Origin of the sequence: Methylobacterium sp. BE186, assembly GCF_031457035.1 — a bacterium.
In the GTDB taxonomy this organism is placed as follows: domain Bacteria; phylum Pseudomonadota; class Alphaproteobacteria; order Rhizobiales; family Beijerinckiaceae; genus Methylobacterium; species Methylobacterium segetis.
The window spans coordinates 196,765-214,543 of record NZ_JAVDVV010000004.1 but is presented as its reverse complement, the minus strand read 5'-3'; the positions used below and the strand labels follow the sequence as shown (position 1 = coordinate 214,543).

15 protein-coding genes and 1 pseudogene are annotated in these 17,779 nt (G+C 72.0%); 6 read left to right on the top strand and 10 right to left on the bottom strand.

Annotation, left to right across the window (positions count from 1 at the left end; all coding sequences use genetic code 11):
- Positions 1-179: 179 nt before the first annotated feature.
- The 3 genes and pseudogenes from J2X36_RS06815 to J2X36_RS06805 all read right to left on the bottom strand — a co-directional run bounded on the left by J2X36_RS06815 (position 180) and on the right by J2X36_RS06805 (position 3,096).
- The gene (locus J2X36_RS06815; protein WP_310347545.1) at positions 180-992 is read right to left on the bottom strand and encodes an ABC transporter ATP-binding protein; all 813 of its coding nucleotides are present in this window, start codon (positions 990-992) and stop codon (positions 180-182) included.
- Positions 986-2,002, bottom strand: coding sequence for an ABC transporter permease subunit (locus J2X36_RS06810; RefSeq protein ID WP_310347543.1), 1,017 nt, complete (start codon positions 2,000-2,002; stop codon positions 986-988). The genes J2X36_RS06815 and J2X36_RS06810 overlap by 7 nt, the downstream gene beginning before the upstream one ends.
- A gap of 9 nt (positions 2,003-2,011) precedes the next feature.
- Positions 2,012-3,096 (bottom strand): annotated as a pseudogene (locus J2X36_RS06805) (ABC transporter substrate-binding protein).
- 488 nt (positions 3,097-3,584) lie between these two features.
- Here J2X36_RS06805 and J2X36_RS06800 point away from each other — a divergent pair.
- From J2X36_RS06800 to J2X36_RS06785, 4 genes are read left to right on the top strand one after another with little or no spacing between them, the layout of a single operon-like run.
- On the top strand, positions 3,585-4,730 hold the full coding sequence (locus J2X36_RS06800) for an acyl-CoA dehydrogenase family protein (RefSeq protein ID WP_310347635.1): 1,146 nt from the start codon (positions 3,585-3,587) through the stop codon (positions 4,728-4,730).
- Between the two features lie 43 nt (positions 4,731-4,773).
- Entirely contained in the window at positions 4,774-5,892 is a 1,119-nt protein-coding gene (locus tag J2X36_RS06795; RefSeq protein ID WP_310347541.1) for an LLM class flavin-dependent oxidoreductase, read from the top strand.
- Positions 5,892-6,836 (top strand): ABC transporter substrate-binding protein, encoded by a 945-nt coding sequence (locus J2X36_RS06790; RefSeq protein ID WP_310347539.1) that lies wholly within the window; start codon positions 5,892-5,894, stop codon positions 6,834-6,836. Before J2X36_RS06795 ends, J2X36_RS06790 begins: the two co-directional genes overlap by 1 nt.
- Positions 6,837-6,869: 33 nt before the next feature.
- On the top strand, positions 6,870-7,406 hold the full coding sequence (locus J2X36_RS06785; RefSeq protein WP_132252279.1) for a cupin domain-containing protein: 537 nt from the start codon (positions 6,870-6,872) through the stop codon (positions 7,404-7,406).
- A 34-nt stretch (positions 7,407-7,440) separates the two neighbouring features.
- Here the strand turns inward: J2X36_RS06785 and J2X36_RS06780 are convergent, their stop codons facing one another.
- Positions 7,441-7,782, bottom strand: coding sequence for a hypothetical protein (locus J2X36_RS06780; protein ID WP_132252277.1), 342 nt, complete (start codon positions 7,780-7,782; stop codon positions 7,441-7,443).
- Positions 7,783-8,237: 455 nt separating this feature from the next.
- On the opposite strand from J2X36_RS06780, the gene J2X36_RS06775 reads away from it, so the two are divergent.
- Positions 8,238-9,197 carry a LysR family transcriptional regulator gene (locus J2X36_RS06775; protein WP_310347534.1) on the top strand — a complete coding sequence of 320 codons (960 nt, stop codon included), beginning with the start codon at positions 8,238-8,240 and terminating at the stop codon, positions 9,195-9,197.
- A gap of 61 nt (positions 9,198-9,258) precedes the next feature.
- Here the strand turns inward: J2X36_RS06775 and J2X36_RS06770 are convergent, their stop codons facing one another.
- Together J2X36_RS06770 and J2X36_RS06765 are read right to left on the bottom strand one after the other, a co-directional pair.
- Entirely contained in the window at positions 9,259-9,570 is a 312-nt protein-coding gene (locus J2X36_RS06770; RefSeq protein WP_310347532.1) for a hypothetical protein, read from the bottom strand.
- A gap of 195 nt (positions 9,571-9,765) precedes the next feature.
- Positions 9,766-10,374 carry a PAS domain-containing protein gene (locus tag J2X36_RS06765; RefSeq protein WP_310347531.1) on the bottom strand — a complete coding sequence of 203 codons (609 nt, stop codon included), beginning with the start codon at positions 10,372-10,374 and terminating at the stop codon, positions 9,766-9,768.
- A 323-nt stretch (positions 10,375-10,697) separates the two neighbouring features.
- Between J2X36_RS06765 and J2X36_RS06760 the strand changes: the two genes are divergently transcribed.
- Complete coding sequence (locus tag J2X36_RS06760) at positions 10,698-13,709, top strand: PAS domain S-box protein (RefSeq protein WP_310347529.1); 3,012 nt, start codon at positions 10,698-10,700, stop codon at positions 13,707-13,709.
- Between the two features lie 109 nt (positions 13,710-13,818).
- Here J2X36_RS06760 and J2X36_RS06755 read toward each other — a convergent pair whose 3' ends face one another.
- Genes J2X36_RS06755 through J2X36_RS06740 form a run of 4 tightly spaced genes read right to left on the bottom strand, consistent with a single transcriptional unit; the run spans position 13,819 to position 17,490 of the window.
- Positions 13,819-14,436, bottom strand: coding sequence for an SAM-dependent methyltransferase (locus tag J2X36_RS06755; protein WP_310347527.1), 618 nt, complete (start codon positions 14,434-14,436; stop codon positions 13,819-13,821).
- A complete protein-coding gene (locus J2X36_RS06750; RefSeq protein ID WP_310347525.1) occupies positions 14,433-15,170 on the bottom strand; it encodes a PIG-L family deacetylase in 738 nt (245 codons plus the stop codon). The genes J2X36_RS06755 and J2X36_RS06750 overlap by 4 nt, the downstream gene beginning before the upstream one ends.
- The gene (locus tag J2X36_RS06745; RefSeq protein WP_310347524.1) at positions 15,170-16,318 is read right to left on the bottom strand and encodes an acyl-CoA dehydrogenase family protein; all 1,149 of its coding nucleotides are present in this window, start codon (positions 16,316-16,318) and stop codon (positions 15,170-15,172) included. Before J2X36_RS06745 ends, J2X36_RS06750 begins: the two co-directional genes overlap by 1 nt.
- A 32-nt stretch (positions 16,319-16,350) precedes the next feature.
- Positions 16,351-17,490 carry a glycosyltransferase gene (locus J2X36_RS06740; RefSeq protein ID WP_405029743.1) on the bottom strand — a complete coding sequence of 380 codons (1,140 nt, stop codon included), beginning with the start codon at positions 17,488-17,490 and terminating at the stop codon, positions 16,351-16,353.
- Positions 17,491-17,779 lie beyond the last annotated feature (289 nt).

Sequence of the window (17,779 nt, the reverse complement as noted above, 5' to 3'; positions counted from 1 at the left end):
GGACCGCGGCATGATCATCGCCGGAACATCGTCGGCGCGTCAACGAAACGGACTTTCGTTTTACTGTTCAGCGAGAGATCTGAGCCCTCCGCGCACGGGAAAGATGCGGAGGATTATCTTGTCCGATTCTTCGTGGCGCTCCGGCGCGCATCGGCCGAGCGGTCGGCCCTCCGCCCCGATCAGGTCGACTGGCCGAGGATGCCCAGGATCTCGCGGCGCAGGCGCACGAGCTCGGAATCGTCGCGGTGGCGCGGATAGGGCCGGTCGACGCGGATGTCGGCCCGTATCGCGGCCGGGCGGTCGCCGAGCACGATCACCCGCTCGGCCAGAACCAGCGCCTCCTCGACGTCGTGCGTGACGAGCAAGGCCGTGAAGCGCTTCTCCTGCCAGAGATGCAGGATCTCGGCCTGCATGGCGAGGCGGGTCAGGGCGTCGAGCTTGCCCAGCGGCTCATCGAGGAGGAGGAGCCGCGGCTCGTTGACGAGCGCCCGCGCGAGCGCCGCCCGCTGGGCCATGCCGCCGGAGAGCTGGTGGGGATAGACGTCGGCGAAGCCGTCGAGGGCGACGAGGCGCAGAGCGGCCTCGATCCGTGCGGCCCGACCGCTCCCGACGCCCTGCGCCTCGAGGCCGAGCGCCACGTTCCCGCGCACGGTCCGCCAGGGGTAGAGGGTCGGGTCCTGGAAGACGAGGAGGCGCGAGGGATCCGGCCCGTCGACGCGCCGCCCGTCGACGGCGATGCGGCCCTCGTCCGGCGGCTCCAGCCCCGCGATCAGCCGCAGCAGGGTGGACTTGCCGCAGCCCGAAGGGCCGAGCAAAGCCACGAAGCCGCCGGGCTCCACCGCGAGCCCGACCCGGTCGAGCACCGGGAGCGCCGCGCCGCGGATGTCGAAGGCGTGGCTGACGGCCTCGATCGTCAGCCGGGCTCCGATCGCGCCCGCCGGGGCCGCATTGGCGATCCGGGCGGCGGGGCGTTCCTGCGTCGCGGTCACCATTGCACCAGCCCCTTCTGCCAGGAGAGCACCCGGTCGCGCAGGCGGAACAGCAGGGTGATCAGCCCCGAGCACATCAGCGCCATCACGATGAGGGCCGCGTACATGTTGGCGTAGGCGGCCCATCCTTGCGCCCATTGCAGGTACCAGCCGAGGCCCGATTTGACGCCGAGCATCTCGGCGACCACCAGCACCGCGAAGGAGCCGCCGAGGCCCATGAACAGGCCGACGAAGACGTGCGGCAGGGCGGCCGGGATCGCGACCCGGAGCACGAGGAAGGCGGGCGAGGCGCCGAGCGTCCGGGCGACGTCGAAATAGGCCTTGTTGACGCCCGCCACCCCCGACCAGGTCAGCACCGTGACCGGGAATCCCGTGGCGAGCGCGACGAGGAAGGTGCTGGCCGACCAGGACGAGGGGAAGACGAAAAAGGCGAGCGGCAGCCACGCGGTGGCCGGGAGCGGCCCGACGAAGCGCAGGACCGGGTGCGCCCAGTAGCCCACCGCCCGCGACGAGCCGATCGCGACGCCGAGCGCGAAGCCCAGCGCCGCGCCGATCGCGTAGCCCCCCGCCAGCAGCTTCAGCGAGTTGAGGATGCTGCCGCCGAGCTTCGGCCAATCGTCGAGGAAGACCTCCAGGATCGCCTGCGGCGGCGGGAAGAACGGCATCGGCAGGAGCTCGAACTTCGCGGTCACGAGTTCCCAGGCGAGGAGCCCGAGCGCCAGGGCGGCGAGCCAGGGGCTCCCGTGGCGCAGCCGTGCCCCGGCCCGGCCGAGGCGGGAGGCGAGCAGGCTCGCGGGCAGGAGCGCGAGCCCGAGGAGGCCCGCCCCCGTCGCGAGGGATTCCGTGCGAGGGAAGTCGCCGCTCTCGGGCAGCGCCAGCGTCGCCCCCGCAAGAGCGAGCCAGGCCGCAGCGGCGACGAGCCCGCTCCAGGGCAGCGCCCGCGGCAAGTCGGGCAGGGAGGCGGCGCGGGGAAGCGCGCCCGCGAAGAGGGCGCTGCCCGTGAGGTTGCGCATGCCGCGCCCTCAGCTCAGCACGTCGGCATAGACGCGCTCGGCGAATTTCGCCGTGTCCGTCGTGCGCTTGAGGACGTTCACCTGCTTCAGTTCCTCGCCGTAGAGGACGAGCTGCGCCTTGAGGTCGCCGCCGACCGGGCGGTCGCCGTGCTCCTGGCTGCGCAGCATGGCGGCGAGGTCCTCCACCGAGCCCTTGCCGCCGTAGCCGGAGAAGATCCGCGCCGCATCCTCCGGGTCCTGGTGGACGCGGTGGCCCGCCTCCAACACGGCGCGGGTGAGCGCGGCCGCGGCGGCGCGGTCGTTGCGGATCAGGCTGCCCCGCACCGCGACCACGCAGCAGGTGCGGCTCGCGTAGCTCCCCGACAGGTTGGTCGCGACCTCGGAGAAGCGCGGATCCTTGAGCCAGATCCAGGTACGCGGGTCGGAATCGGCGAGCACCTGCGCCTCGCCCTTCTCCACCGCGAGGTTGAGGAGGTCGGCGGGGTATTGCCGCCACTCGACCCCGCTCTCCGGGTCGATGCCGGCCTGGGCGAGCAGCAGCCCGAAGAAGTTCTTGGCCGGGCTGGCATGGTCGCTGATCGCGATGGTCCTGCCCTTGAGCCCGGCAATGTCGGTGATGCCGGCGGATCTCGCCGCGAGCAGGCGCAGGCAGCCGCCGTGCAGCCCCGCGGTGATCTTCACGTCGAAGCCCTGCTCCAGGGGCTTCAGCCAGCGCAGCGCCATGCCGATCCCGGCATCGGCCTTGCCGGTGGCGATGGCCTCGAGCAGCGCCTCGGTCGAGCCGCCGAAATTCACGAATTCCACGTCGAGCCCGTGCCGGGCGAAGTGGCCGCGCTCCTTGGCGAGCGGCGCCGCGGCGGTGCAGATCGCCGTGGCGTTCCAGGCGAGCCGGATCGGTTTCAGGGGTCCCGCCGGACCCTCCGCGGCGGCCGGGCCGCAGAGCGGGCCGGGATCGAACGGCGCCGCCGGGCCGGGCCCCAGGCCCGGACGGCGCTCGCGCCGAAGCCCAGCGGCAGCGCCGCGGCGGCGGCTCCCGCGCGCAGCAGGAACCGGCGCGACGGCAGGGGGCCGGGGCGCGTGGGCTCGTCGGTCATGGCGGTCTCCGGTGCGCGGTGCGCGGCGGGTTGTTGGAATCGGACATGCGCGCGACGGGAGCCGCCCGCGGCCAGGCCGCGCAGGCGCAGCCCCGCTCGCTCGACACATGTTGCAACAAGTCTTCGTTCGCTTGCGCGCGAAGTCAATGGAAGCTTATTCTCAACATTTCTTCATGTGGACAAGAAAGTCCGCAGCAACGGCTCAAGATCGAGAAGGACTTCATCGGGACGCGCGCTCGCGGCCCGGCACGGCAGGCAGCGAACCAGGACCGGACGATTGCACGTCGTCCCGCACTGAGAACCGCGTATTCGTCCTGCGACGGGCAGTCGATAGAAGATCACACGTATATTCCCCTGGATCGCGACAAGAACAGGCTGCGCAGCCTCCCTATTTCGAAAGATCGTTTCGTTGACGGGACGCGGCGCGATGCGGGACGATGCGCGCATGGCCGCCGGACCTGTCCGGCCCCCCTTCCTCGAAGCCCGACATGACCGCCGCCGTCCCGTCCCTCGACGTTGCCCGAACCCTTGCCCAGAGCTTCGCCGAACGCGCGGCGGAGCACGACCGGACGGGCGCGTTCCCGCACGAGAACATCGCGGCCCTGCGCGAGGCCGGCCTCCTCGCGCTCTGCGTGCCGCGCCGTCTCGGGGGCGCCGGCGGCGGGCTCGCGCGGGCGGTCGAGACGGTCGGCGCCATCGGGGCGGGCGAGCCGGCGACCGCCCTCGTCCTCGCCATGACGCTCCTCCAGCAGGGCCTCGTTCTGCGGGACGGCTCGCCCTGGCCGGGTCCCGTTGCCGACGCCTTCGGCCGCGCCGCCGCAGCGCGGGGCGCCCTGATCAACGCGCTCCGGGTCGAGCCGGAACTCGGCACGCCGGCCCGGGGCGGCCTGCCCGCCACGATCGCGCAGCGCGACGGGGCGGGCTGGCGCGTCACCGGCCGCAAGATCTACTCAACGGGGGCGCCGGGGCTCGCCTACGGCCTCGTCTTCGCGCGCACCGACGAGGCCGAGCCGCGCACCGGCAACCTGCTCGTGCCCCTCGACGCCCCGGGCGTGCGGATCGAGGAGACCTGGGACCATCTCGGCCTGCGGGCCTCCGGCAGCCACGACGTCCTCCTCGAGGACGTGTTCGTGCCGGCCGACCACGCCGTCGACCTGCGCGCGCCGGAGGCGTGGGCGCGCCCGGACGCGCTGCAGCAGGCCTGGAGCTGCGCGCTGCTCGCCGCCCTCTACGACGGCGTGGCGCGGGCGGCGCAGGGCTGGCTCGTCGGCTTCCTGCGCGGCCGCCGGCCCGGCAGCCTCGGCGCGCCGCTCGCGAGCCTCGCCCGCTTCCAGGAGGCGGTCGGCGAGAACGAACGCCTCCTCAGCGTCAACGCCCGCCTCGTCGCGGGCCTTGCGGCGGAGACCGATTCCGGGCGCCTGCCGGCCGCGCAGGAATCCGGCTTCGTCAAGATCACCGTCACCGAGAACGCCATCGCCGCGGTCCAGCGCGCGGCCGAACTCGGCGGCAATGCCGGCCTGTCGCGCGCCAACCCGCTCGAACGGCACCTGCGCGACGTTCTCTGCGCGCGCATCCACTGGCCGCAGGGCGACGCGGTGCGGATGCAGGCCGGCCGCGCCGTCCTCGGCGCCTGAAGCGACCCGCACCCGCCCGGTCCGGATACCGAAGGAGACATCCATGAGCCATCTTCCGCCCGACGCGGTCGAGTTCATCGGCTTCGCCGCCCCGCGCTACGTCTCCGAGACGCATGCGCCGGTGGGATCCGCGATCGACCGCGACTACCTCCGGCTGCTCGCCCAGGCCCATGAATGGGGCGGCTTCGACCGCATCCTCGTCGCCTTCTACGCGACGGCCCCGGACGCGCTCCTGCTCGCCGCCGAGATCGGCGCCGCGACGACGCGGCTCGGGCTGATGATCGCGCACCGCACCGGCTTCACGGCCCCCACCGTCGCCGCGCGCCAATTCGCGACGCTGGACCAACTCACGGGCGGGCGCGTCGCGATCCACGCGATCAGCGGCGGCGACGACCGGGAACTCGCGCAGGACGGCGACCACCTCAGCAAGGACGAGCGCTACGCCCGCACCGCCGAGTTCCTCGACATCGCCCGCCTCAGCTGGACCGCCGAATCCCCCTTCGACTACGCGGGCACCTATTACCGGGTCGCGGGCGGCTTCTCCGAGGTGAAGCCGGTCGGCGCCATCCCGGTCTATTTCGGGGGCGCCTCCCCGGCGGCGCTGGCGGTGGCCGGGCGCCACGCCGACACCTACGCCCTCTGGGGCGAGACCCAGGCGCAGGTGCGCGAGCTGATCGGCCGGGTGCGGGCGGCGGCCGCCCCCCACGGGCGCGATCCCCGCTTCAGCCTCTCCGTCCGCCCCATCCTCGCCGAGACCGAGGAACGGGCCTGGGCGCGGGCGGACGCGATTCTGGCCCGGACCCGGGACCTGCGCGCCGCCAAGGGCCTCGGCCCGGCGGCGAGCCCGCAGAACGAGGGCTCGCGCCGCCTCCTCGCCGCGGCCGCCGCCGGCACGCGCCTCGACAAGCGGCTCTACACCGCGATCGCCGCGGAGACGGGCGCCGCAGGCAATTCCACCGCCCTCGTCGGCACGCCCGAGCAGGTCGCCGAGGCGCTCCTCGACTATCACGATCTCGGGGTGCGCACCTTCCTGATCCGCGGCTTCGACCCGCTGGAGGACGCGATCGCGTACGGCCGCAGCCTGCTGCCCGCCTTCCGCAGCCTGCTCGCCCGGCGAACCGGCACGGCGGAGGCCGCCTCCGGCACGGCGGAGGCCGCCTGATGCCGGGCCGCCTCCTCGCCCTCGTCGCCCTCGTCGCCCTCGCCCTCGCGCCCGCCCGGGCCGAGGAGGTGCTGAGGGTCGGCGACCAGCGCGGCAATGCCCGCGCCCTGATGGAGGCCGCGGGCGTCCTCGACGGGTTGGGCTACCGGCTCGAATGGAGCGAGTTCCCGGCCGCCGCCCCCCTCCTCGAGGCGCTGAATGCCGGGGCGATCGATGCGGGCGGCGTCGGCGACGCGCCCTTCACCTTCGCGGCCGCCGCGGGCGTGCCGGTGAAGGCCTTCCTCGCCTTCCGCAACCGGCAGGACGGGCTCGCCATCCTCGTTCCCCCGGATTCTCCGATCCGCGCGGTCGCGGATCTGCGCGGCAAGCGCATCGCCACGAACCGCGGCTCGATCGGCCACCAGATCGTGCTGGCGGCGCTCGAGGAGGCGGGGCTGCCCGCCGACAGCGTCGCCTTCCGCTTCCTGCCGCCCGCCGACGCCAAGCTGGCGCTCGCCTCCGGCGCGGTCGACGCGTGGTCGACCTGGGAGCCCTACACCTCGGCGGCCGAGCTCGCCGGCCTCGTGCGCGTCCTGCGCGCCGGCAACGGCATCACGCCGGGCCTGAGCTTCGCGGTGGCGAGCGACACCGCGCTCAGGACGAAGCGCGCGCTGCTCGCCGACTACGCCGCGCGCCTCACCCGGGCACGGGCCTGGGCGCTGAGCGATCCCGCGCCCTACGCCGCCGCGTGGTCGAAGCTGATCGGCCTGCCGGAGGCCGTGCCGCTGCGCTGGTTCGGCCGCGCGCAATACCGCACGGTGCCAATCGATGCGGCGGTGATCGCCGACGAGCAGCGCATCATCGACCTCTATGTCCGCGCCGGCCTGATCCCGCAGGCCCGCGCACCGCGCGCCGAGGCCATCGTCGACACGGGGTTTTCCGAGGCGCTCGTCGCCGTGCGATGATGCGCGGGCGCACGCAGTTGGGGCAGAGACGACATGCACGACATCGGCGACGGACACGGCCACCACGACAACGCGGACGATGATCGCGATCTACGTTCCGAGGCCTCGAAACAGGATCGCTGGAAGCACGACGGTGTGCGCGTCATCCCCGGCGACCGGCTCGACCCGAACACCGCCCAGACCCCCGGCATGTTCCGCCAGGCTGCCATCAACGCGGCCCGGGTCGGCGCCCAGAAGATCTGGGCCGGGACGGTGGCGATCGAGCCCGACGCCAAGACCGGCGTCCACCATCACGGCGCCCTGGAGAGCGTCATCTACATCGTCTCCGGCCGGGCCCGGATGCGCTGGGGCGACCGGCTTGAATTCGTCGCCGAGGCCGGCCCTGGCGACTTCATCTTCGTGCCGCCCTTCGTCCCCCACCAGGAGATCAACGCCTCCACCGACGAGCCCCTGCACTGCGTGCTGGTGCGCTCCGACAACGAGGCGGTGGTCGTCAACCTGCCCGATGTCGAGCCCGTCGAGCGGCCCGAGGCCGTCCACTGGATCGACCCGATCCACAAGCATCCTTGAGGCCCGTCAAGGACTTGGCGCGGAGCAGCGCGCCCTAGGACGGCAGCGCCCCCGCGGCGTACCAGAGGGCGAGGTCGTCGGAGACGAGGGCCCTGCGCCGCTTGTTGACGATGGGTGAGACGGCCTTGAGAAGCCGCTCCAGCGCCGCGCGCGCCGCCTCCGTCTTCGCCGGATCCGACTGCAGGTAGGCCGTGCACAGGGCGCCCGCGGCCTCGTCCCAGAGGTCGCTGCGCGCCCCGTCGCGCACCTCGATCAGCGCCGCGCCGTAGAGGGCGGAGAGCCCTTCGGACACGGAGGCGATGCGGCGCTTGCCGAGTTCCGGCCGCCGCGGATTGACGTGAGCCATCAGGGGCGTGGCAAAAACCTCGTTGGACATGCGCAAACAGGCCTCATCGCGGTCCGGCATCCGTCCGTTTCGCCGCCAAGGATGCATTCGAGGGGTCGATGCAGCGCCGACGGAAAGCATTCGTCCGAAACGTCAGCCGAACGATTGTCATCTCTGACCATGCTGTCAGAGCCCGCAGGACGAAAGAAGACCCGCTGGTGGATAAACCTATTCAGTGGTTGGAAAATTCCCCTGCCGGAAGCGTGCCTCCGCCCGCAGAGGCAGATCGGGGGATCGGAATGATCGCGAATTTTCGACGGAAAATCCGATCAAATACAATGGAAATTCAATCGACCTATTGCGGTGACCGCATTCATGTATCGTTTACCAGCTCGATAGGCTCGTTGTAACCTGTTCTAAACTTCCGCATTAGTACCTATGGTTGTACTTGGACGGAAGGACAGGGCGGAGCCAACCGGCGTCCGCTGCAGGGGGGAGCCACGGCGATGCCAAGTCCGCAGATCCTTCGGGACATCGCTCTGTTCGTTGAAGTTGCCAAACGCATGAGCTTCAGCCGGGCCGCGGAGGCGCTGGACATGCCCGTGTCCTCGCTCTCGCGGCGGATCTCGCAGTTCGAGGCCGCCCTCGGCATTCGCCTGCTCGACCGCACCACGCGGAAGATCGCCCTGACGCCCGCCGGGGAGACCTACCTCGCTCAGGCCTCGCAGCTCGTGGAGGACGCGCAGCGCAGCTTCGACGCCCTCATCACCCAGGCACGGGGGCCGGCCGGCCTCCTCAAGGTTGCGGCACCGCCCGATTTCTGGGCCGTGCAGCACCTGTCCGACCTGACCGCGGAATTCTCGGGCCTGCACGAGCAGGTGCACGTGCATCTCGACCTTCACGCGTCCCAGGTCGACCTCGTGCAGGACGATTACGACCTTGCCATCACCAACGAGGAGCCCACCCAGGCCTCGCTGATCGTCCGCCGCGTCGGCGCGACGGCGAACGGGCTATTCGCGGCACCCGACTATCTCCGATCCCGCGGTCGCCCCGGGCACCCGCACGAGTTGTCGGAGCACGACATCGTCCTGCCCGTCGCATCGTCCACGGCGACGTGGCAGTTCACCCGCCGGGACGAGGTCGTCAACACGACGGTGTCCGGGCGCCTCTCCTGCAACAGCCGCAGTCTTGCACGGCGTCTCGCGATCACGGGGCGTGGCATCACGATGTCCAGCGACATCAATGTGCAGCGCGATGTGCACAGGGGCCGGCTTGAGCCGGTCCTGCCGGACTGGCAGCTGCCGGCCACGCCGGTCTACATCGTGACCACATCGCGGCTGCTTCCGGCCAAGGCCAGAAGCTACATCGACTTCATCTCCAAGCGCCTGAGCGGCGTCCTCCTCGACGCCGGGGTGACGGCCCGGCGCGATGCGGACCGGCATCCCGTCGGGTCACGCGCGCTCTGACGCTTGCCGGAGCCAGGGCGGTTCAGGGACCCGACCCCACCGCCAGCGGACGTTTCACGCCTCACGCGCGGTCCGGGCTCCGTCGGAGGGCGGTGTCCCGCACGAAGTCGAGGCAGCGCCGGCGTGCCTCGGCATCGCCGATCCTGATGAAGGCCTGCAACAACTCGGTGGCCTCTGCCAGCCTGACGCGTCCGCTCCCGTCCGTCACGGCCGAGGGGTCCTGGCTCAGCAACGCGTTCGTCACGCCGAGCGCTTCCGCGATCTGGTCGAGCGAGTGCTGTGCGGCCGCCGGCAGACGCACGGCCGCGCGTTCCTTGCCGGCGCCCTCCACGCCTGCCTTCTCGCGCGAACCGTGGGGATCGAAATTGGTCATGTGCGTTCCTTGCGACGCCGTGCGGCCGCGCGCAGGCACGGGCGCCATCTCTGGCAGGGCGGTTGGGCTAAATGCATACAATGTGCGAAATTCAGATTGTGCGCAAGCTTGTTGTGCCCCGTCCCGGAAAAATTTGGGTCGCCCGACCCGCCGCTCCGCGCGGGCCGCTCAGTGCGGCCGGGCCGAGGGTTGAGCCTAGTTGAGGTGCCTGCGGCGCGATTGATCCTCCCGCCCCGCCAGCCTGCGGCCGACCTCGAAGAGCAGCATGTCGGCGAGGAACTGCAGATCCCGGTCTCCGACCTTCTCGACTGCCTTCTGGGCGGCAATGCAGCGGTCGGCCGCCGCGTCGAGGGGATCGTGCGACGAGAACATCTCGGTGGAGACATAGGCTTCGTCACTCATCCGTGCGGGCGTGATGTCGATGACGATGCCGCGCCCGCGCTTGGGCTGGCCGGACCGGTCGAGGTCGAAGCGCCCGCGCGCCAAGAGCCACCGGATCTGCCCATCCGCGGCGCAGACGCGGTACTCGGCGACGTAGGCGCCGCCCGCTCGCGCGCACCGGCCGATCGCCCGCACGACCCGCTCGCGGTCCTCCGGATGGATGCCGGCCATGAAATCGCGCAGCGGCGCGCCGGCCTCGGCTTGCTCCGCGTCCACGCCGAAGAAGGCGGCGACCAGAGCGTCCGCGACCAGAACGTCGCTGCCGATATCCCAGTCCCAGCTTCCGACCGCGTCCAGCGTCTGGACGATCTCCTGGAGCGGGCTCTTGGCCGTCGGGGTGGCATCCGTCTTCCGCTTCGGCACGGGCATCTTTCCGTCGCGTCGTTACCAGGCAACTCAGGGAACCGGTGTCGCTCGTCGGGCCGCGGCCGCCGAGTGCTCTGTGCGGTGCCGGATCCGGACCGAGCGAGGGTGCCGGGTCGCGGCCCCTGTCGGTATCGCCGGTTGTACTCGCTTCCGTTCTCCGATGGAGGGGAAGAGGGACCGAAAAAATCGTCTGGCGGTCGAGGTGACGGGCCGCCGTGACCTGACGGCAACGGAATTCGCGCAAAGGTCGTGCTCGGCCTTTCAATCCCACCCGGCGTTCACATCTGATGGGACCACCCGAGCTTCCAAGCCTGCCAATCATGGATTGCGCCACGACGAGTGAGAGTGAAGCCGTGCGCCTTCGGGCGCTGGACCGCTATCGGCTGCTCGACACGCCGCGGGAGCAGGATTTCGACGAGATCGCGGAAGCCGCCGCGGAACTGTGCGAGACGCCGATCGCGGTGGTCAATCTCGTCGGTGAGGGGCGGCAGTTCTTCAAGGCCGAGGTCGGGCTCGGCGTTCGCGAGACCCCGCTCGAGACCTCCTTCTGCCGGCAGGCGATCCTGCAGGAGGAGTTTCTCTACGTGCCGGACGCCGCCCGCGATCCGCGCTTCGAGAACAACCCGCTCGTCACCGGCGAGCCCGGCCTACGCTTCTACGCCGGCGCCCTTCTGAAGACCGCCGAGGGGCAGCCCATCGGCACCGTCTGCGTGCTCGACACCGAGCCGCGGGAACTCTCGGAGCGTCAGCGCCGGGGACTGGCGCGGCTCGCCCGGCAGACCATGACGCAGATGGAGTTGCGTCGATCCCTGCGCGAGCAGGCGGAGCAGCGCCGGCTTCACGAACGCATTCTCGACAGCGCCACCGATTACGCCATCGTGGCCGCCGATCCGCAGGGGCGCGTCACCCGCTGGAACGCCGGCGCCGAGCGCATCCTGGGCTGGACCGAGGCGGAGATGCTCGGCCGGCCGGTCGCGACCCTCTTCACGCCCGAGGACCGCGCCGAAGGCAGGCCGCCGGCGGAGATGAATCTCGCACTGGGGACCGGGAGCGCACCCGACGAGCGCTGGCACCTGCGCAAGGACGGCAGCCGCTTCTGGGCGGCCGGCGAGATGATGCCGCTGACGTCGGAGGACGGCGAACACCTGGGATTTCTCAAGATCCTGCGCGACCGCACCGAGCACCGCGCCTCCGAGGCCGCGCTGCAGGAGAGCGAGTTGCGCTACCGCTCCCTCGTCGAGGTCAGCCCGCAGGTGGTCTGGTTCGGCGACGCCGACGGCACCATCACCTACTGCAACGCCTACTGGTACGATTACACCGGCCTGCCCCCCGGCGAGACCGGGGAGGCGAGCTGGATGGGCGCGATCCACCCGGGCCACCGCGAGCGCGTCCGCGACGCGTGGCTCGCGGCGGCGAAGGGCGAGCGTGTCTACGAGGTCGAGTTCCCGCTGCGTCGGGCGGATGGACAATACCGCTGGTTCCTCTCGCGCGCACGACCGGTCCGCGATGCAGCGGGGGTCCTGACGAGCTGGATCGGCACCACCCTCGACATCCACGAGCGCAAGGTCGCCGAGGAGCGCTTCGAGGCGCTGACCGAGCTGGCCCCGGCGATCATCTGGTTCGGCAACCCCGATGGCAGCCTCAGCTACCTGAACAATCGCTGGTACGCCTATACCGGCCAGACGCCGGAGCAGGCGCTGCCGCTCGGCTGGGGCGAGGTCATCCACCCGGACGACCTGCCGGGCCTGATGCGGGCCTGGGAGAATGCGCGCACGCGTGAGGCCGTCTACGACACCGAGGCCCGCCTGCGGCGCGTCGACGGGACCTTTCGCTGGTTCCTGATCCGGGCCGAGCCGCTGCGGGACGCGAGCGGCGCGGCGATCGGCTGGCTCGGCAGCAACAGCGACATCCACGATCGCAAGGAAGCCGAGGCGGCACTGCGACGGGCGCAGGAGCAAGCGCGGCTCGCCGTCGAGGCCGCGAATACGGGCATCTTCGACTACGATCTCGTCACCGGCGATCTAGGCTGGGACGGGCGCACCCGCGCCCTGTTCGGGCTGCCGCCCGACGCGGCCGTCTCGTACGAGATCTTCCTGGCCGGACTGCATCCCGAGGACAGAGGCTGGGTCGACGACGCCGTGAGGGCCGCCCTCGACCCGACCGGGAGCGGCACCTACGACATCACCTACCGCACCGTCGGGCTGGAGGACGGCGTCGAGCGCTGGGTCGCGGCCAAGGGGCAATCCTTCGTCCGGGATGGCCGCACCGTGCGCTTCATCGGCACGGTGCGTGACGTCACCGAGAGCCGGCAGGCGGAGGAGGCGCTGCGCGAGACCGAGGAGCGCTACCGGCTGGCGGCCCGCGCCACCAACGACGCGGTCTGGGACTGGGACCTCGCCACGAACCACATCCTCTGGAACGAGGCGCTGCTGACCGCCCACGGCCACGCCCCGGACGCCGTGGAGCCGACCGGCGACTGGTGGATCTCCCACATTCATCCCGACGACCGGGTCCGCATCGACGCCGGCATCCACGCCGTCATCGACGGAACCGGGGCGGCCTGGGCCGACGAGTACCGGTTCCTGCGCGCGGACGGCTCCTACGCCCACATCCTCGACCGCGGCTACGTCATCCGCGACGAGTGCGGCCGCGCGATCCGGATGATCGGCGCCATGCTCGACATCACGGAGCGCAAGCGCGCCGAGGAGCACCAGCGCCTGCTCACCGGCGAGTTGCAGCACCGGGTCAAGAACACGCTCGCCCTCGTCCAGGCGATCGCGAGCCAGACCTTCCGCAACGCGCCCGACCAGGAGCAGGCGCGCGAGGCCTTCGCCGCACGCCTCATCTCGCTCGGCCGTGCGCACGACATCCTGACCCAGTCGAGCTGGACCGCGGCGCCGATCGCGGACGTCATCGAGGGGGCGCTCGCGGTGCATCGCGGATCCGCCGCGAACCGAATCCGCATGAGCGGCCCGAACGTGCACCTTTCCGCCAAGGCCGCCCTCACCCTGGCTCTCGCCCTGCACGAGCTCGCCACCAACGCGGCCAAGTACGGCGCGCTCGCGAACGAGAGCGGGGTCGTGGATCTGCGCTGGCACGTGGTGCACGAAGGCGAGGCGCCGCGGTTCTGCCTGACCTGGGCCGAGCAGGGCGGACCGCCCATCCTCGCGAAGCCGACCCGGAAGGGGTTCGGATCTCGCCTGATCGAACGCAGCTTCGCGGCCGAGGTCGGGGGCGAGGTCAAGCTGACCTACGCGCCGACCGGCCTCGTCTGTCGCCTCGAGGCCCCCCTCGCCTCCATGCAGGAGCATCAGAACGACAAGGCCGCCTGAGGGGGGCGTCCGTTGATCGTTCTTCGCCCCGCGAACGCTGTTCTGGCAGCCGGTCGGAGGCGCGGGCACCGACAGGTGCGCGGCGGCTGCGCGGTGGATCGGGAGCCTTCTACCGACAGGCCGGATCAGGACGAGCCGGCGTGCGGCAGTCGCGAAGGACGTCGAGCCGGTATTCGGGCGTCCGCGCCTGCCGTGAGACGCCGAGGAATCCGGCCGCATTCCGGATGAAGGTCTCGGCTGCCTCGTCCCCCGTGAGCGGGTAATGCGTCCGACCCGTCCAATGCACCAGGAGGACGTCGCCGCCCGGCCGGAGGCAGTCCGCGATCCGCCCGGCCAAGCGCGCCACGTCGTCCGCATCGAGATAGTAGACGACCTCGGACAGGAGGATCAGATCGAACCGGCTTTCGGGCCAGCGTCCGGGCACCTGAACACACGCGAAGCGGACATGCGGGAGCGCGCGGCACCGCTCCCGGGCCTGCGCCAGGGCACGCTCCGCCACGTCGATGCCGACGAGCGCGTCGCATCGCCCGGCCAGCGCCTCGGTGAGCACGCCGATCGAGCAGCCCACTTCCAGAGCGGACCCGTAGCGCTGCCGCGGCAGGGCATCGAGCGTGGCCGCGTACTTCGCCCGCTCATACGCGCTCGTGGCGAATTGCCAGGGGTCGGGATCGCGCGCGTATCGCTCGTCGAAATAGCTCGGCGGCAGGGAGGCTTCGTGCCGGGTCACGGATGCACTTTCAGGAAGATCTCGAAGGGCCGGGCGAAGCGCGCCAGCATGGCCGCGTCGAGGCGGAAGCCGTCGGGATCGTCGACGATCAGGTCGGTGGTCTGCGAGCGGTGGGCCGCGATGGCGGCAGCCTTCGCCGCGAGCTGCCCGGTCACGTCGAGGCGGACGCCGTCCGGGCCGGGGCCGACCTCGGTCTCCGCCGGCAACGACCAACCCCAGACCGGGTAGGCGAACAGGCGGACGCCGTCGAGGTGCCGCAGGGCGAGGCCCGCCAGGGCGGCGCAGGCTTGATGGTCGCAGTGCGGGTCGTGCGCCCAGGTCACGAACAGCGCCCCAGCCCCGCATTCGCGCGCGGCCGCGGCGATCGCACCTGCGGCAGCCTCCGCCTCCGGACCCGTCGACGGCACGGACCGGTCCGGAAGGCGCAGGAAGCGAACGTGTTCCGCGCCGAGCCCCAGGGCGCGCGCCGCAGCGAGCGTCTCCGCCTCGCGCAGGGCACGCAGGCGCGCGGGCGGATAGCTCGCCGAATTCGGGTGCGAGCCGACCCCGTCGCTCACGACGACCAGCCGCACCGGCCATCCTCGGGCACGCGATTGCGCGATCAGGCCGCCGCAGCCGAGGCTCTCGTCGTCCGGGTGGGGGGCGACCACGACGAGGCCGCGTCCCGCGGTGATCTCGCTCAATTCGGCGTAGGGAAGCGTCTCCGCCGCGGAGAGGAACGCGTCGGCCCGCATCACTCGGCGCTCCCCTCCCAGAGGTCGCCGGCCCGTCCGCCTGCCGCGAGGATCTCGCCGGCGGCCGTGGTGAGCGCGCGGTCGGGCGCGGGCTGGCGCAGGTAGGTGGCGAGGTCGCGGGAGAGCCGCTCCAGTGGGTGGCCGCGGAGGAAGCCCTGCAGGCCGACCGATCGCTGGGCGAGCTGCAGCACATCGAGACCGGCCCGTTCGACGGCGAGGCGGGCGAGATTCACGTAGGCGACGACCCGCTCCGGCTCGAGCGTCGCGCCGGTGGCGATTTCCGCCGCCCGCATGGCCCATAGCCGCGCGCTCTCGACGGCGATGGCGCCGTCGCCGAGCCGCGCGAGCTGATGCGGGTCGCTCCCGCGCCCCGACGCCGCGAGATGCGCGCGCCAGGCGTCGAACACCGCCTCGATGCCACCCGATTGCACCGCCGCGAACCGCCACGCACCGCCCGAGAAGGCGGGTTGCCGGTGGTAATCGTCGGGGCCGCCGAGGATATCGTCGCCCGCGACCGGGAGGCCGGTGAAGTCGACGGTGCCCGTGGCCGAGGCCCGCATGCCATGCGCCCGCCATGCCGACAGATCCGCCCGCTCGCCCGGTGCGAGTGGGAGGACGAGCATCAGGGGCTCGCCCTGCCCGGCTCGTCGCGCCGTCACCAGTGCACGCGTGACGAAGCCGGCGCCGGAGGCGAAGGTCTTCACACCGCGAAGGGTGGGACCGGCCGCCGCCTCGTCGAGGGTGAGACCGCCTTCCGGCGGCTCGGTGTTCCAGACGCCGAACAGGTGGCCGCCGCTCGCATCGGCGAACAGGCGCGCGCGCTGGCTTGCATGGCCGTACCGGGCGACGAGCTGGATCGCGTTGACGTGGCCCTCGTAGAGCCGCCCGAGCGCGAGGCTGCCGTAGCCGACGAGCCGCAGCACCTGCGCGAGCTTGGACGAGCCCGGCTCCTCGCCGAGGCCGGCGCCGCCCTCCGCGGCGGGAACCGGCGCTGCCAGCAGCCCGAGACGCGCGAGGTCCGAGACGTCGGCGGCCGGGAATCCGTCGTCGCGATCTTCGGCATCCGCGCGCGCCGCGGCCGTCTCCGCGACCGCTCGCGCGGCCGCGAGGGCGTCGTAGGCGAGGTCGAGCGGTGTCCTCCGGTCCATTTCCCTGCCTCCGTCAGGCCGCCTGCGCCGTGTCAGGCATTGCCGGGACGCTCCATCGGCGGCTGGCCGGGTGCTGCCACCGGTGCGGCGAGCCGCGGCACCCTGGGACGGACGCGGCGACGGGCAAGGGCGCGAAGCAGGCTCAGCGCCGCCCGCGCCGACAGGATCTGCGCGGGAAGCTCGGCCGGCAGCAGCGGCCTGTAGGCCAGGGAGGGACTTGCCGCCTCGACGGCCGCGAGCCGGGCACCGGGGCCGGGCAGGCAGGCGATGCTGTGCGCGAGATCGTCCGGGATGCCCAGCCACGGTGCCCACAGACGGGTGCGGTCGAAGCGCCCGGCCGTGTTCAGCCGCCGCAGGCGGCGTCGCCAGGCGAAGCGGAAGAGGGCTCGCGGCAACGGCTCCAGGCGGACATCGCACGGGCTCTCCGGCACCTCGCACCGCAGCTTCATCGTGTCGGCGGCCCCGCCCGGCGCGCGCCCGTCGAGCCGGCCGGAGGTGACGACGATCACCTGCGGATCGTGGCGGACCCGCGCGTCGCTCGTCAGGAGCGAGGAGACGAAGGCCCGGTCCTCGCCGATCGCCAGGGGCGGCATGCCCCCGACCTGCCGGTAGGCCGCGAGGCGAACGGCGAGCGAGGCGCCCGAGGTGGTCCAGTGCCGCGGCCAGGGATCGTGCGGGAGAGGGTCGATCCGCGCCTCGATCTCGGTGAGGAGGGCCTCATAGGTGCCCTCCAGCCGTCCCCGTGCGTGCAGCGCCGCCGGCAGCCGCGCCGCCTCGTCCGCGTCGAGGGCGATCCGGCCCGCCACGGCGTCGACCCCGTCGGTGATGGCAGCGAGGTTCCTGGCGACCCAGTCGGCGGGCACCCGGCTGTCCGCGTCGGTGGTCAGGATCACCCCGTCCGGTGCGTCGCCCTCCTCGAGCCACAAAGCCGCGGCCTCCATCGCCTCGCGCCGCGCCCAGCCCGCATTCGCCTGCGCGAATGCGCGCTCGACCACGCGGACGGGCATGCGCAGGGAGGGCCGCAGGGAGGCGACCACTCGCGCCGTGCCGTCGCTGCAATTGTTGAGGCACAGCACCACGCCGAGGCCGCCCGCCCCGATCCCCTCCTGGGCGGCGAGCGCCCCGAGGCAGGCTCCGATCCGCTCGGCCTCGTTGCGCACCGGGATGGCCACCACGGCCCGGAGCCTACGGCGTTCCGCGTCGGCCTCGCACCAGGATGCGGTTCGGTCTACTCCCAGCGACATCAGCCCCCCCGCACGAGCCGGAAGGCGATTGCCGGCAAGCGCGGCGATAACAAGTTGCCGACAATTAAGTTCTGCAATTGCTAGTTGATGCGCCAACGTGGCGCAGCAGATGGGACGCGCCATGGCCTCGCCGCGTCGGACGGCCCGGATCCGATCCCGGGATCTTCAGCGGCGACGCTTCCTTCGCGCCGTTTGGCGCCTTGCCCGGCGCCGCACG

Bases quoted from the DNA above. Each gene is read 5' to 3' on its own strand.
- J2X36_RS06815 (WP_310347545.1), bottom strand. From the start codon at position 992: ATGGTGACCGCGACGCAGGAACGCCCCGCCGCCCGGATCGCCAATGCG.
- J2X36_RS06810 (WP_310347543.1), bottom strand. From the start codon at position 2,002: ATGCGCAACCTCACGGGCAGCGCCCTCTTCGCGGGCGCGCTTCCCCGC.
- J2X36_RS06800 (WP_310347635.1), top strand. From the start codon at position 3,585: ATGACCGCCGCCGTCCCGTCCCTCGACGTTGCCCGAACCCTTGCCCAG.
- J2X36_RS06795 (WP_310347541.1), top strand. From the start codon at position 4,774: ATGAGCCATCTTCCGCCCGACGCGGTCGAGTTCATCGGCTTCGCCGCC.
- J2X36_RS06790 (WP_310347539.1), top strand. From the start codon at position 5,892: ATGCCGGGCCGCCTCCTCGCCCTCGTCGCCCTCGTCGCCCTCGCCCTC.
- J2X36_RS06785 (WP_132252279.1), top strand. From the start codon at position 6,870: ATGCACGACATCGGCGACGGACACGGCCACCACGACAACGCGGACGAT.
- J2X36_RS06780 (WP_132252277.1), bottom strand. From the start codon at position 7,782: ATGTCCAACGAGGTTTTTGCCACGCCCCTGATGGCTCACGTCAATCCG.
- J2X36_RS06775 (WP_310347534.1), top strand. From the start codon at position 8,238: ATGCCAAGTCCGCAGATCCTTCGGGACATCGCTCTGTTCGTTGAAGTT.
- J2X36_RS06770 (WP_310347532.1), bottom strand. From the start codon at position 9,570: ATGACCAATTTCGATCCCCACGGTTCGCGCGAGAAGGCAGGCGTGGAG.
- J2X36_RS06760 (WP_310347529.1), top strand. From the start codon at position 10,698: ATGGATTGCGCCACGACGAGTGAGAGTGAAGCCGTGCGCCTTCGGGCG.
- J2X36_RS06750 (WP_310347525.1), bottom strand. From the start codon at position 15,170: ATGCGGGCCGACGCGTTCCTCTCCGCGGCGGAGACGCTTCCCTACGCC.
- J2X36_RS06745 (WP_310347524.1), bottom strand. From the start codon at position 16,318: ATGGACCGGAGGACACCGCTCGACCTCGCCTACGACGCCCTCGCGGCC.